The organism is Pseudomonas sp. SG20052, from assembly GCF_031766055.1.
Lineage (GTDB): Bacteria > Pseudomonadota > Gammaproteobacteria > Pseudomonadales > Pseudomonadaceae > Aquipseudomonas > Aquipseudomonas mandelii.
Window position 1 is genome coordinate 5045133 of sequence record NZ_CP134498.1, and the last position, 14750, is coordinate 5059882.

14 protein-coding genes are annotated in these 14750 nt (G+C 51.3%); 1 reads left to right on the forward strand and 13 read right to left on the reverse strand.

What is annotated here, in order from left to right; genetic code table 11:
• Positions 1-6: 6 nt before the first annotated feature.
• The 4 genes from RHP74_RS23160 to RHP74_RS23175 are packed head-to-tail and all read right to left on the reverse strand — an operon-like array spanning position 7 to position 3529.
• Entirely contained in the window at positions 7-948 is a 942-nt protein-coding gene (locus RHP74_RS23160; RefSeq protein ID WP_311096367.1) for a D-2-hydroxyacid dehydrogenase, read from the reverse strand.
• A gap of 10 nt (positions 949-958) precedes the next feature.
• Positions 959-1360 carry a VOC family protein gene (locus tag RHP74_RS23165; protein WP_311096368.1) on the reverse strand — a complete coding sequence of 134 codons (402 nt, stop codon included), beginning with the start codon at positions 1358-1360 and terminating at the stop codon, positions 959-961.
• Positions 1357-2322, reverse strand: a complete 966-nt coding sequence (locus tag RHP74_RS23170) for a hydroxymethylglutaryl-CoA lyase (RefSeq protein WP_311096369.1) — start codon at positions 2320-2322, stop codon at positions 1357-1359. The genes RHP74_RS23165 and RHP74_RS23170 overlap by 4 nt, the downstream gene beginning before the upstream one ends.
• Before the next feature lie 16 nt (positions 2323-2338).
• Positions 2339-3529 (reverse strand): CoA transferase, encoded by a 1191-nt coding sequence (locus RHP74_RS23175; protein WP_311096370.1) that lies wholly within the window; start codon positions 3527-3529, stop codon positions 2339-2341.
• Between the two features lie 114 nt (positions 3530-3643).
• Here RHP74_RS23175 and RHP74_RS23180 point away from each other — a divergent pair, with 114 nt between their 5' ends.
• Positions 3644-4564, forward strand: coding sequence for a LysR family transcriptional regulator (locus RHP74_RS23180; protein WP_311096371.1), 921 nt, complete (start codon positions 3644-3646; stop codon positions 4562-4564).
• Between the two features lie 529 nt (positions 4565-5093).
• On the opposite strand, the gene sodC is transcribed toward RHP74_RS23180, so the two are convergent.
• The 9 genes from sodC to RHP74_RS23225 all read right to left on the reverse strand — a co-directional run bounded on the left by sodC (position 5094) and on the right by RHP74_RS23225 (position 14627).
• Complete coding sequence (gene sodC / locus RHP74_RS23185; protein WP_311096372.1) at positions 5094-5615, reverse strand: superoxide dismutase [Cu-Zn] SodC; 522 nt, start codon at positions 5613-5615, stop codon at positions 5094-5096.
• Between the two features lie 248 nt (positions 5616-5863).
• Positions 5864-6244: a chemotaxis protein CheY gene (locus RHP74_RS23190; RefSeq protein ID WP_311096373.1), complete on the reverse strand. Its 381-nt coding sequence runs from the start codon at positions 6242-6244 to the stop codon at positions 5864-5866.
• A 213-nt stretch (positions 6245-6457) separates the two neighbouring features.
• Positions 6458-7153, reverse strand: coding sequence for a helix-turn-helix transcriptional regulator (locus tag RHP74_RS23195; RefSeq protein ID WP_409201917.1), 696 nt, complete (start codon positions 7151-7153; stop codon positions 6458-6460).
• 144 nt (positions 7154-7297) lie between these two features.
• Positions 7298-7846 carry a kinase inhibitor gene (locus RHP74_RS23200; protein ID WP_311096374.1) on the reverse strand — a complete coding sequence of 183 codons (549 nt, stop codon included), beginning with the start codon at positions 7844-7846 and terminating at the stop codon, positions 7298-7300.
• A gap of 438 nt (positions 7847-8284) precedes the next feature.
• Positions 8285-9448, reverse strand: coding sequence for an acyl-CoA dehydrogenase family protein (locus RHP74_RS23205; RefSeq protein WP_311096375.1), 1164 nt, complete (start codon positions 9446-9448; stop codon positions 8285-8287).
• A gap of 381 nt (positions 9449-9829) precedes the next feature.
• A complete protein-coding gene (locus RHP74_RS23210; RefSeq protein ID WP_311096376.1) occupies positions 9830-10651 on the reverse strand; it encodes a CoA ester lyase in 822 nt (273 codons plus the stop codon).
• 272 nt (positions 10652-10923) lie between these two features.
• Positions 10924-12303, reverse strand: coding sequence for an MFS family transporter (locus tag RHP74_RS23215; protein ID WP_409201918.1), 1380 nt, complete (start codon positions 12301-12303; stop codon positions 10924-10926).
• A 321-nt stretch (positions 12304-12624) separates the two neighbouring features.
• Complete coding sequence (locus RHP74_RS23220; protein ID WP_311096377.1) at positions 12625-13464, reverse strand: MaoC family dehydratase N-terminal domain-containing protein; 840 nt, start codon at positions 13462-13464, stop codon at positions 12625-12627.
• Positions 13461-14627 (reverse strand): CaiB/BaiF CoA-transferase family protein, encoded by a 1167-nt coding sequence (locus RHP74_RS23225; protein ID WP_311096378.1) that lies wholly within the window; start codon positions 14625-14627, stop codon positions 13461-13463. Before RHP74_RS23225 ends, RHP74_RS23220 begins: the two co-directional genes overlap by 4 nt.
• Between the last annotated feature and the right edge of the window lie 123 nt (positions 14628-14750).

Below are 14750 nucleotides of genomic sequence, written 5' to 3' on the forward strand. Positions count from 1 at the left end.
TGTGAATTACGACACCACGTTCACAGGCTTCCCTACGGCGAAGCCTTCAACAATTGAAATCAGTGTGCTTTTCAACCGAGCAACGCTACTTTGGCTAGCCCAACCAACGTGTGGAGTTACGATGAGATTCGGCAGATTACTACGCAGGAATGGGTGATCAGCCCGGGGGGGTTCGTTGTCCAGTACGTCTAGTGCCGCACCGCCGAGATGACCACGCTTTAGAGAGTCCAGCACTGCATCCTCATCAACTAGCGCTCCTCGGGCCGTATTGATTAGGAGCGCACCGGACTTCATTTGGGCCAACTGATCAGCAGCAATAAGGTGGCGGGTTTGAGGTGTCAACGGACAATGCAGGGAAATGGCGTCGGCCTGTTCGAGCATCGTGTCGAACGACACATACCCCCGCCGCACGGTAGCGGCACCACGATGCTCCGCAAAGATCACCTTCATATCAAGGGCGCTGGCCAGCCGAGCGACGCGGCTACCAATATCACCACGTCCAACAATTCCGAGCGTGGATCCTTGAACATCGAGGATGGGCGTGCCATGGACGCAGAAATGGTTGGAGGTTGGCCACTGAGTAATCGCAGCCTCCCGGTATTCAACCAAGTGGCGGCGCAGAGCAAACAACGAACCGATGACCGATTCTGCAACACTGACAGCGGAGTACGCCGGGACATTGCAGACGGTAACGCCGAGTTCGCGACATGCTGAGATATCGACACAGTCAAAGCCGGTCGCTGCAACACATATCAGCTTAAGCTGGGGCAATTGCTCCAACTCAACGCGTCCGATTTTAACCTTGTTCGTGATAGCCACATCCGCGTCCGCGAGTGCCTCTACGACTTCCTGCGCATTGGTACTCTCGCGAACAGTCCAGACATCAGCGAACGCTGGCCGCTCAAGAGGAGAGGGCAAGCTCGCGCCATCGAGAAAAACGATGTTCATGGTGTACCTCTTATTGTTCGACAGTGATGCGTGAATCAATCTGCTCGGCAACTTCAATCAGGTTCAAATCCGGGTCCCGGACATACACCGATCGAATCGGGCCCATAGCTCCAGTCCGTTGCACTGGCCCCTCTTCAATCGGCCAACTTTCAGCTTCGAAATGGGCAACAACTCTCTCCAAGCTCGTACTGGCAATGAAGCAGAGATCCAATGCACCAGGCACTGGCAGGTGGGCCTTCGGCTCGAACTCACGGCCACGTACATGTACGTTGATCTTCTGCTCACCAAACTGAAATGCGATCCGATTGGCACCGAAGGTTTCAAGGCGCATACCCATCACACGGATGTAGAAGTCTTTGCAGGCATCCACATCGATGGTGGTGAGCACGAGGTGATCCAGGTGGTCGATCATTTATTTGCTCCCGTAAAAGCCGAGACCACCTGCTTGCTGAGGGTGTGCAGGTGTTCCGGAATCGGATGAAGATCCAGTCGTTTACCTGCCGTCAATATCTGGCTCGGGGTAGGGTGACCAATGAGTCCAGGAAGTTTCGCGGATGCTGCGAGAATCCCATCCAGATTCACTCCAGTGTCATAGCCCATCAGTTGGAGCATGTGCACAAGGTCTTCGGTGCAGACGTTGCCGCTGGCACCCGGTGCGTAAGGACATCCACCAAGCCCCCCCAAAGATGAATCGAACCGGTCAACACCCGCTTGTAATGCGCCCAAGGTATTGGCTAGCGCCATTCCGCGAGTGTTGTGGAAATGCAGCGTGATTTGAAGTTCCGGAAAGCGTTGAATCACAGCTAAAGAAAGCGCCTGCACCTGAGATGGATAAGCCATACCAGTCGTGTCGCAGAGCGTCACGCCACGCACGCCCAGGCTGGCAAATCGGTCCACCCAGCCAAGGACTTCATTGAGAGCGACATCGCCCTGCATGGGGCAGCCGAATACGGTCGACAAAGAAACATTCACTGCCACCGGTCCTTGACCTATGACTGAAATAACCTCTTTGAGTTGTGCGAAAGACTGCTCACGCGTCATGCGCAGGTTTGAACGGTTGTGCGGCTCGCTGACCGACATTACCAAGTTCGCTTCATCCACCCCGCAACCAAGGGCGCGTTCGGCCCCCCGTAAATTCGGTACCAATACGGTGTACTCGACACCCGGTTTGCGAGTGATGCTATGCATCACCTCCTCTGCGTCGCGCAGTGCCGGGATCGCCTTTGGCGAGGTAAAAGAGGTCACCTCAATCTTGGCATAACCGCACTGACTGAGCGCATTAACCATCGCGATCTTGTCAGCGGTATCAATAAAGGTCGCTTCGTTCTGGAAGCCGTCACGGGTCGCGACTTCCTGCATATATAAACGCTTCATCTGTCTGCTCCGTACTTCAAATTATTCCGCGGCTACGCCATTCATCCCGGGTTGGAGCGTCAATACCGTGGGCGGCGAGCACCTCATCGGTATGCTCACCCAAGCTTGGAGCCTTCGAGCGCAGTTGCCCTGGAGTAGACAGAAGCTTGGGGACAATGCCAGGTAATGTGACAGGAGTGCCGTCTTCCAGAGTGCTGGGAAGCAACATGCCGCGAGCCTGATAGTGGGGGTCATTTGCGATATCGGCGGCATCGTAAATTTTCCCTGCAGGAATACGTGCCTCCTTCAGAGCAACCAGCACTTCCTCAAGGGACCGCTCCGCCGTCCAGGTAGAAATTGCAGCGTCAATTCGCGCAACATGGCTTACTCGACCATCGTTCTGTTCAAGTTCCGGATCGTTTGCCAGATCGAGACGATCTATCTTTTCCATCAAGCGACGGTAAATGCTGTCACCGTTCCCGGCGATCAAAGCGAACTTCCCGTCTTTGCAACGGTAGGCGTTCGTCGGAGCAATGCCTGGAAGGCTGCTACCAGCAGGCTGGCGGATTGCCTCGAACACGGAATACTCGGGAATCAGGCTTTCCATCATGTTGAAGACCGACTCATAGAGAGCCACATCAACCTGCTGCCCATCACCGTTGTTTTGTTCACGGTGACGCAAGGCAAGCAACACGCCTATAACACCGTGCAGCGCGGACAATGAGTCACCAATCGATACGCCGACTCGGACCGGTGTACGACCAGGCTCACCCGAAAGGTGGCGTAACCCCCCCATCGCTTCGCCAATCACGCCGAATCCTGGAAGGTCGCGATAAGGACCGCTTTGTCCGTAACCGGAAACGCGGAGCATTACGAGTCGAGGGTTGATTTCGCGCAGGACATCCCAGCCCAAACCCCACTTTTCAAGCGTGCCTGGGCGGAAGTTTTCGATCAGGATATCTGCGTCTTCGACCAAGCGTTTAACCACTTCATGAGCTTCGGTTTGGCGCAAGTCGAGGGTTAAAGAACGCTTGTTACGAGATTGGGCTGCCCACCAAACGGAAGTACCGTTATGGAGCATGCGCCATTTACGGAGAGGATCACCAATGACTGGAGGTTCGATCTTGATAACGTCTGCGCCGAACTCAGCGAGAATTTTGGCTGCAAAGGGGCCCGCGATCAGTTGGCCCATTTCGATAACCTTGATGCCTTGCAATGGAAGGTTCATGGCGTAACCCGCTTTTGTTGTTTGTTATGGTGCAATGATCTCCTCGCTTTCCGTTGATGAAAATTGCGAAATTCTCCAGTACCCTTTCCAAAAGCGAAAGGCTAGGTGCTCGTAATGAACCTTCTTCATGTCGATTTGGTTTCGCTCCGCCTGCTGGTATTTGCAGCGGAAACCCTGAACCTTACTCAGGCGGCCAATCGAGCAAATATGACGCTCTCGACAGCGAGCAAGCGTTTGACGGAGCTTGAGCGAATCACCGAATGCGCCCTATTCGTGCGCTTGCCACGTGGGGTGGAGCTGACCGCCGCCGGTCGCGGAATCGTCGACCATGCGCGTCACATCCTCGACAGCGTGAATCGGATGGCATGTGATGCGAACGACTTCGCAATGGGAGTGCGAGGAAATGTTCGCCTGACCGTAAACACATCCGCAGTAGTTCAGTTCCTGCCGCAAGATCTAGCCATGTACTTAGCGAACAATCCGTTCGTGCGAATCGGCATGGAAGAGGCGTTGAGTGATGACATCGTTGCGGCGGTGCATGATGGTCGTGCGGATATCGGCATTTTTGCAGACAACGTGGCTTCCTATGAGCTAGTCAAACGGGTATACAGACGAGATCAGCTCGTATTGCTCGTACCCGTGAAACACCCTCTTGCAGATTGTCACGAGCTCGCATTGGTAGAGGCGTTAGATCATGACTTTGTCGCGCTAAATCAGGGTAGTTCGCTGCTGCGACGCCTTACTGATGCAGCTGTAGCCAACGGCAAAATGTTGAAGGTTCGGATTCAGGTGAGCAGCTTCGATGGCATCTGCAGGATGATTGAAGCAGGCCTGGGGATAGGTGTGTTGCCGTTAGCTTCAGTGAGAAAGGAATTACTAGGCACTCAACTAGTAGCCATTCCACTGTCTGATGCCTGGGCTCGGCGCACACTATATGTGGGGGTGTCGAACGAGGCGCTGCTGTCGCCAGAAGCGGCCAAGCTTTTTGACTACTTGGCCCGAATGGAGCACGCGGGGGATGAGCCAGACAAGTGACTATGTCAGGTTAGGGTTTTAGGCTTTTGTCTTTGCGGCACGACGAATTGAGGGAAGTGCAAACGTAAAGAGTTCAGAGATCACGAAAACGCCAGTCATGACGAGTAAAACGACCTGATATCAGTAGCTCCTTTCGTCGCACGTCTTGCTTAATGATCAGCGTTTGTCTGGGAGTAAGAAGTCTACCTCGTAGATACCCCCGCGCCGCGCGGACGGCCACTGAGTGTGTGACTGGCCTTAAGTCACTCAACTCCCATGCGAGCCAGCCGTCTTCAAAAATAACTTGCGCAAGTCGCTTGCATGCTAGCGAGGACGAATGGACGCACGGCTTTCACGCGCGCAATTGCGACGGCAATACCGTTATCGTTTTCGTCACCATCTCTATCAGCAAACGCCCCCTAGGTTTTTGAAACCATTTTTTCCATAGCTACAGGCGACCAGAAACCTACCAGCCAGTGCAGGCGAGTGGGTTTCGGACGCCACAACAGCGAGCTAACGAGGACCGGTGGCAGTGAGCGATGATCGTCGGTTAGTTCACGCCGCAAGCGACACGGTCGCCGCCACCACCTAGCGGTTTGGGCATATCCGAATGGTTATCGCTTCCGGCGTGGATCATCAGTGCGTGGCCTTTGATTTCCGAGATACTTTTCAGACGCGGAGCAAGCACCGGATAGTTGGCAATGCCGTCAGCTCTCACGTAGACCGCAGGTAAGTCACCCAGGTGCCCATCGGCGTAAGGCCCAAGATGCTTCCCGGTTTTTTTCGGATCGAAGTGCCCCCCTGCCGCCAGCGCGGCGACTTTGGCACCGTCCTTCACGCCCGCTTCGCAACTGCCGTTTTCGTGCACATGGAAACCATGCACGCCGATCGGAAGAGATTTGAGATTCGGGGTGAACAACAGGCCATAGGGTGTCTCACTGACCGTGATCGTTCCAATCTCTTGTGGCGCTCCGTCCGCGCTCACCAGAGTCATAGGGACATCGAGGGACGCGGCGTTGGCCGCTCCCATCGCGAGAGTGCCGATCAAACCAAACCACAGAGAGCATTTCATAAGCTTTTTCCTGAATAATTATATGTCTGTTTAGGGGGATTAACTAACTTAGGGACTCAAGTGGTTGCGCGCCATCGTCAGTCGTGCATACAAAACTCCCTGATAATAAAGGGGAGCGGCGAGCGGAACACTTAGTTTATACGTACACCTAATGAGAGACGTATTGCTAAAAACAACTTGCCAATAACACTACATCATACTCGCCATATAAGGCACGAATAAACCATAACAATGTAGGTTTTTTGACATCATGGGTTTGCGGATCTCACCCTTTCCATCAAATACCTGACCAACTCTAGATCCGGTATTTGCGCCTGACTTACCTGCACCGTCTGCCTTTGACTCGGTGCTAGACGCATCTGCTGGTCACCGTAGATAAACCCATATCTAATATGTGGATGGTCCTCACAGAACGCCAATAAATCTAGGTCTACTCCGACAGTCAGAGAGGTACTGATCAACACTAGATCGAATGGCTCGCAGCCGTATTCCACCAAGGTTAAAAGATCTTCAATGGAATGCACTGGGGCGATGCGAAAATACCCCAACTGATTCAAAATCCGCTCGATCTTCATTCGATGGAAATGCTGATCGTCGGCGATCAAAATACGTAACGCTTTATTCGACATCTTAGACAATCCCACAATGACATACCAACAAGCATCTCTACACAGCAGATAATCGGCGGAACGCCATTTTTGTGAAGCTGAAGTAGTTTCTCCGGATAGCAACTCAATACGAGTAGCGGGCTACGAACTATCTGTTTATGCTATGCCTTGAATCGCCCCTAGTTTTTTAGACACATATCATTCGAGCTCCACTGAATAACCTATGTGACCTCATCAGATGGAGAGCAACTGTGCTGCACGCAAAGCGCGCGGCGACAATCCATAGCGCTGACGGAAGCGGACGGAAAAGCGCGACGCGGAAGCATAACCGCAGGCTTCAGCTATCTCGCCAATAGGTCGAATAGTAGATTGAAGCCATTGCAGTGCCAGCCCCATTCTCACTTGCTCTAGGATATGACTAAAACTACTGCTCTCATTGGCAAGCCTGCGGCGTAGTGTAGATGCGCTTAAGTGTAGGTGCTCAGCAACACGAGCCACAGTCCAACTGGCAGCTGGATCGAGCATCAATAATTGTTGTACCCGCGCGCCGAGCGGGTCGCGGCGATCAATCAGCAGTGGGCCAGCATACCCGGCGAGGCTGAGGGCCAGCAGCACCCCCTCTCCATAATGGGTGCGCAAGGCTTGCGGTGCATCGGTGGTAAGGCAAGCCAGCAGGTTCTCCCAAGCGTCGGTAGTATGACGATCAAGCGGCACACATAGCTCGGCGCTCGATGCGTGACTTAACCGGGCATGGATTTCCACCCCGTGACGAGCACGGAAACTGCTCAATAACTCTTGCGAAAAGGTGACGGTATCAGCGATGTAGTTCCCTAGCGCACCTGGTTTGTTAGTGACACCTAGCTCACGGCCTGCCGGCATCAGGATCAGGTCCTGAGGGCCGGCACGCATCTCGCGATTATCCCATTGCACCAGCTTTTCGCCTTGCCGAACACGGCATAAGGTGGGTACAAAGATAGGCACCCTATGTATGGCGTGTACATGCCGTGCCTGGATGACGCCAGCCTCTAAGTATTTTTTATAGTGTCTGATCACGGCAAGTCCATTTGTAACCGTTTAGCGTCCGTAGATTGCGGTTAGCTTGGCCTTAGCCAATACATTGGCGTTCAGCATATAACCAACCATCGCGCCGCTGGATTGCTCATCGAGCGGCAGTTTATCAACCTTCAGAGCCCAAACAGTGAACTGGTAATGATGCGGCTTAGCGCCGGCCGGTGGGCAGGCTCCACCAAAACCAGGATGACCGAAATCTGTGCGGCCCTGCGTTGCTCCCGTGGGCAGTTTTCCTGCTGGGCTACCAACACCGGCCTGTAAATCCATGGTAGACGGCGGTAGGTTGACTACCGTCCAGTGCCACCAGCCGCTACCAGTCGGAGCGTCCGGATCGTAGACCGTGATAGCGAAGCTTTTTGTGCCCGGCGGCGCGCCGCTCCAAGAGAGTTGCGGTGACGTATTGTCACCGTCGCAGCCGAATCCTTGGAACACCTGATGCGTAGTAAGCGGTTTGCCATCAGCGATATCGCTACTAGTTAGCGTAAATTCGGCCGCGTTGGCTGCAAAGGCAAGGGGCAATGATAGGGCGATCAGAGAGAGTTTGATTTTCATAATGGCTTTCTTCTTTGGCTTGGAATGAAGAGAGTATAAATTCGAAGAAAACATCTTATCGTGCAGGGATGCTCAAAAATTGTGCGCAAATGCTCATAGACATAACTCCCTACGGAGCACTAAGCTGCGCTGAATAGGTTTGCTACGTTTCCCACCCGACCTGCCTATTAATCTTAGAGGGTCGCTGTTAAATTATTGGAACTTACAGTCTACGGCTCACTCAACCATTACTGATAGTTTGCCAGTAAAGTCTGTCATTGCTCAAGATGCCCTACTTTTAAAGCAGCAGAAGCTATGTATTTTTCCAGCAACGGACTTCAGGAATGCATCGCTGCTCACGGAGTTCAATTGATAGCGCATCTACCCAAATACCTAGGACGACTCGACTATAAGCGTTTCAATTTACGAAAAATTTAAAAGTTTGCACAAGTAGCAAATTTAGAAACTTCTTGGCAGTTGAAGAATATGCTCAGCCACATATGACAGAATCAGATTGGTGGAAATGGGGGCAACTTGATATAAGCGAGTTTCCCGGAATTTTCGCTCGACATCATATTCGCAAGCGAAGCCAAATCCACCATGTGTTTGCAGACAGGCGTTAGCAGCTGCCCAGGACGCCTTAGCAGCGAGATATTTGGCCATATTTGCACTGGCACCAGCATTCTGACCGCTGTCATATTCGTAGCATGCACGCCAGCGCATCAAGTCCGCCGCTTCAATTTCAATATGCGACTCCGCTATTGGGAATTGCACACCTTGGTTTTGCCCGATTGCACGCCCGAAGACAACACGATCACGAGCATAAGTGCTGGCCTTTTCCACAAACCAGCGCCCATCACCGATGCACTCGGCAGCTATAAGCGTACGCTCAGCGTTCAAACCGTCCAGAATGTATCGGAAACCCTTCCCTTCTTCACCGATTAAACTCTCAGCGGGCAGTTCGAGGTTGTCGAAAAATAGTTCATAGGTCTCGTGATTAACCATATTCGCGATGGGCTGAATGGTCAGTCCCTTGCCAATGGCTTCACGTAAATCAACGAGGAAGATCGACATACCGTCCGATTTCTTTTTAACCTCAGTGAAAGGTGTGGTGCGAGCAAGCAAAATCATTAGATCAGAGTGCTGAACTCGAGAGATCCACACCTTCTGTCCGTTGATCACGTACTTATCACCGCGCTTGACTGCGGAGGTCTTGATCTTGGGGGTATCGGTGCCGGTAGTGGGTTCGGTCACCGCCATCGATTGAAGACGCAATTCGCCTGCTGCGATTTTGGGAAGATAGTACTCCTTCTGCGCCTCACTTCCGTTCCGGAGCAACGTGAACATGTTGTACATCTGACCATGAATTGTTCCGGAGTTACCCCCGCACCTATTCACTTCTTCAAGAATTATAGACGCTTCAGCGAGACCAAGTCCTGAACCACCATATTCAGTTGGAATCATTGCCGCGAGCCAACCAGCATCAGTGAACGCTTTCACAAATGCTTCAGGAAAGCCTTTTTCCTTATCAATTTTTCGCCAATAGGCTACATCAAACTCTCCACAAAGGGCACGAACACCTTCGCGGATAGCGTTTAGTTCTTCATTGGAATTAGGATTCATATTGTGTTCCTAGGCATAAGAATGACCAAATCTGACTTCTGTGGTCTGACAAATTCAGGATTCATCACCTGCACAAAGTTTCGCGCACCCTGGACTATCGATTCGCTCACAGCCGAAGCAGTTCGCTGCCAATAGAGAATGAACACCTCGACAAACAAACTTCCGAAACTTTATATTTAGAATTGCCTATAGAAATGCAGATATATTTAGCATCGTAATCAAAGGCCCGTTTTACGCACCGAATTGATGTTGATCACAGCGGAAATTTTTGATCATGAATTTCTCAACTGGATAATAAAAGCACCCTCGTACGCACTGTCGTGGGCAGGCGCCGAGAGTGAAAACTAGATTGGTTTCAAGTAAGCAGCAGCCAAACACATCTCACTTTACAGATAGAATGGCCTTGGCTTTGATGATCACTGGCAGGTCGATCATGGCCCCGTCAAGCACCGTAACTCCACCTTTGCTTACCTGAGCAGCAACGAGAACTCTACGCGCCCATTCGCATTCTTCATCAGTAGGCTTAAAGGCCTCGTGTACAGGTGCTACTTGGCGAGGATGAATACATAATTTCCCGCCGAAGCCAAAGCGTTTGGCCATTTTTCCGGCGGCCTCAATAGCTGCAAAATCATCCAATGCTGTCGTCACACCATCGATCGGGGATCCAATACCAGCAAGTACCGACGCCAGGGTAATTTGGGCTCTGAATGAATTCAGCTCAACATCTTCACATTGTGTCCCCAAATCGACCTGAAAATCGATGGTGCCGAACATTAGTCGCTGCACTGAACGACTACTAGTGATCTCTTGCATCGACGCAAAACCAGCTGCTGACTCAATCATTGGCAAAAGAACTAGATCAGCATGTCCTAAGGCAGCTATCGCGTTGAGATCACGGCTGTTGCTTGCTTTGGGCACCACCAACCCCGCTACACACGGATGGTGTGCGAACGCAGCGATATCTTGTTCGTACCAATAGGTGTCAGCAGCGTTGACCCTGATATAAACCTGCGAAGATGAACCGATCCAATCCGCGACCAAACTTCGGGCAAGCTCCTTATCCTGCGGAGCTACAGCGTCCTCCAGATCGATGATGACTGCATCGGCCCCAGACTCCACCGCCTTCTGAAATAGTTCAGGTCTATTACCCGGAACAAAGAGATAGCTTCGAGGCAAGCACTTGACATTCTCTGGCACTGACATTTTTCTTCTCCGTTGAGGGCAAAGCTCCTCACATGAATAACCACATCTCAGTCATGAAGTGGCTGTCGATGTATTTGAGGACCTAAGGTGACTGTAAGCTGTTAATTCATATAGAAAAATCATTTACCAACATCTATAGATTCGTGCCTGCCCACTCATTCTTATACCAACTCATTGATACTTAATTTATAGAGCGTGTGCACCCGCACTTCCGATATCAAGAGCGCTATAGATTTCATTGTAAATCTTTCCAATCAAGACCATTAATGAAATCAAGTACCACTTTTTTCAAGGGCCGCTCCAGGCGAACTAAAGCCCGTATTTTCCTCGACAGTTCCATTGCCATCCAGGTATCCATGCTTACGTAAATCAGGCATTAACATAGCCGCTATGAATGTAACGCACGCCAACGCAGCTACGTAATAAAAGAAGTAACTTTCAACTCCCATCGTTCGTAGCGTCAATGCCGTATACTCTGCAGTCCCCCCAAACAATGCATTTCCAATTGCATATGGAAGGCCAACTCCCAACGCCCGAACCGAGGCTGGGTAGAGATCAGCTTTAAGTACTCCCGTGACCGGCGTATAGAAGGCGGCAATGATGAGGCCAGACATAACCAACGCAAATGCAGCATAGGGGCTCGATACCGTTTTAAGTACCGTCAAAATTGGAACAACTAACAAGGCCGCCAATCCGCCAAAAATTAACATGCTTTTTTTAACGCCAATACGGTCTGCTAACATACCGACAAATGGCTGACAGATCATGAAACACACGAGCGCAGAGGTCATGATAAAACTTACAGTACCGGCATCTATCCCCACCGACAGCACCAAAAATTTTTGCATGTAGGTGGTGAACGTATAGTAGTACAACGAACAACCGCCAGTGATGGCGACAGTTAGCATCACTGCTCGCTTATGTTTGAGCAGCGCTTTAATAGACCCCGCCTCTTTACGCTTCATGTCTTTTGCAGAAGCAGTTTCTACCATCGACCGACGTAGATATACAACCACGATAGCGCTTACCGCTCCGATGAAGAAAGGAATTCTCCATCCCCAAGCCTTCAACTCCTCTGGTAATAATGTGTGCTGAAGAGCGGTCACGGTCAGCAGTGCAAGTAATTGGCCTGCAATGATTGTGGCATACTGGAATGAACCGAAGAATGAGCGCCGGCCGGGAGTCGAAATTTCACTAATGTAAGTAGCACCGGTCCCGTACTCAGCTCCGACAGAAAGACCTTGCATCAGCCTAGCTACTAATAGAAGAGCAGGCGCCGCAACACCAATAGTTTCATATGTAGGCATTACCGCGATCATCAAAGATCCACCACACATCATGAAAATTGAAATAATCATTGAAACTTTTCGACCACGCGTGTCAGCAAGATAACCGAATATCCAGCCACCGAGGGGGCGCATGAAAAATCCGACAGCAAAAATCCCAGCAGTCGCTAACAACTGACTACCTTGATCTCCAGACGGAAAGAATAATGACGCGAAATAGATAGACGTATAGGCATAAATAAAAAAATCGTACCACTCGACCAAATTTCCCGAGCAAGCGCCAAGAATTGCACGCACTCTCCCTTTATTTGTCATCGAAGAAACTTCAACAGCACCAGACTTATCAACACCACTTATTTTTGTCATTATAATCTCCACGAGCGAATATATCTGCGGGCGCGTTTAATACGCCAAACCGCTAAGCCGGCGGCAGGCGAATAGGGGCCGCAACATCATTCATATGAACTGTCGACCAAGCCACATCATCAATCTAGGCAAAACATTTTGAGCAAAATACTAGTGCCAGTGAGAGATGCAGATAATTACAACTGCTACTCATTGACACACTTCATATAACACCTTCACGACTACTATCTCAGTACAAGTTGATCCACATCGAGTGTTGCTTGCAACACTCGATGCTTTGGCATTCATTACAACTATTAGGGTGGTGTATAGGCCGAGAAACTAGAAACTTGCGCGTGCCTGCATCGAGACTGCGCCGTCAGGTAAGCTGACCCATAACAGCAAGTCATCACCCTCATGCGCGGCATTTAAAGTCAGCTTCGCGCCAAGTAAGGCTGGTTGAACTCCGCGATAATTAAAGTATTTGATCGGTTTGCCCGCGATTCTCTCGGCATAGCCCGCAAGCAGAGTCGCATTGAGCGGGCCATGTATCACTTGACTCGCGTAGCCTTCAACGTCTCGGCAATAGTCAGCATCGTAGTGAATGCGATGGCCATTGAAGGTTAGTGCTGAATAGCGGAACAAGGTAGTTGAGGTAGGCAAGAACTCACGGGAGTGAATGGCTTCCGGCATGGCGGTAAATGTCTTATTGGAGCCCGGTGGAGTCGCTTCCTTGTAAACAATGTCATGACGTTCCGAGATAGCCACTTCACCAGCATGCGACACCTCATGCTGCACTGTGACAAATACCAATTCACCACTACGGCCTTGCTTGTGCTCTACCGAAACAACACTCGAGCTCCTTTCGACCTTGCCGTCCAGAGGCAACGCTTTCTTGAATTCGAGCTGCCCACCTGCCCACATCCGATTTGGTAGCGGCACTGGCGGCAAGAAACCACCTAGGGCCGGGTGGCCATCACGACCTAACTCCTCAGGCGGTAACCCTTCCAGGAAATACAGCCAATGCCACAGTGGGGGCAACGGATATCCTGAGGTCAAGTCGCTCTGAGGAATGCCCAGCGTCGCAGCCATCAACCGTGCATGGCGCGAAGACAAGACATCATGATCGACGTGGGACTTACCAACCCATTGGCGTAGATGTTGAAGATCAATAATGCTCATATGGATACTCCTTGCTGTTTGACACTAGGTATCGGCAACTGGAATTCTTCGCGCAAACGGTCACTGTGTTCGCCTAAGAGAGGGGCTTTCTCGAAACGTTGTTCATCCCATGGAGCCCGCACGGGGGGAGCGACCATTTCTACTTGACCGGATTCAACGTCCATAGGCCACTTGCGCAGGGCCGGGTGTTCCGCCATCTCAGCTACCGAGCGAACTTGACCGTAAGCGGTATTTGCCTCACTTAGTTTTTGAAGAGCTTGTTCAGCGTTTAACTTGGCGAAGGAAGCATCGATGAGCGCATCCAGTGCTTCTCGGTTATGAACGCGTTCTGTGTTAGATGCAAAGCGGAGGTCAGTAGAAGCACCGGTACCCTCCAGGAAGACCTCGCAGAATTGTTGCCACTCTCGTTCGTTTTGGATGCTTATTACGATGTCTCGTTGATCGCCAGTGGTATATGCGCCATATGGAGCAATCGATGGATGGCGAAGTCCTTGGCGTGTTGGAGCGCCTTTGCCATAAGTCTCGTGTAGATAGGGAATGGTCATCCAGTCCGCAGCTCCATCAAACAGCGATACTGCAATCCCAGAGCCTGTACCGGTTTTCTCACGTAGCTGCAGGGCAGAGAGCACCCCGATTGCAGCGTTCATACCGGCGCCGATGTCGCAAATCGACACACCGATTCGTCCATATCCTTCAGGCGAACCGCTGATGCCGGCCAAGCCACTTTCGCATTGGACCAAAAGGTCATATGCCTTCAAAGAACTGGCCGCGCCACCAGCTCCATAGCCGCTGATGTCACAGGTGATTAGCTGTGGATTCAATTTCCGAAGGTCTGCACTGTCAAATCCAGCGCGAGTGAGAGCACCTGGCGCAAGATTTTGAACAAAGACGTCAGCGCTGGAGATAATGCGCTTCAGCAATGCGGCGTCTTCCGTTTTTTTGAAATCCAACACCAGCGATTCTTTACCTCGGTTGGTCCACAAAAAGTATGAGGAGTTGCCCTTGGCTGCGTCGTCGTAACCCCGTGCAAAATCCCCTTCTGCACGTTCGACCTTGATGACCCTCGCCCCCATCTCAGCCAAGCGGCAAGTGCATAAAGGTGCTGCCAGTGCCTGCTCGATGGAGACGACGGTAATGCCTTGCAGAGGTTTGATGATCGACATTAGGTTTTCCCTTTGACAAATTTCTTACACGAGTATGTGCAAAGAACGGTCAAGGGAGCAGCGAGATTTTACAAAGCCTGTGTTTGTTAAAGGCAAACGCCTGGCCTATTTCATGTAGTGAAT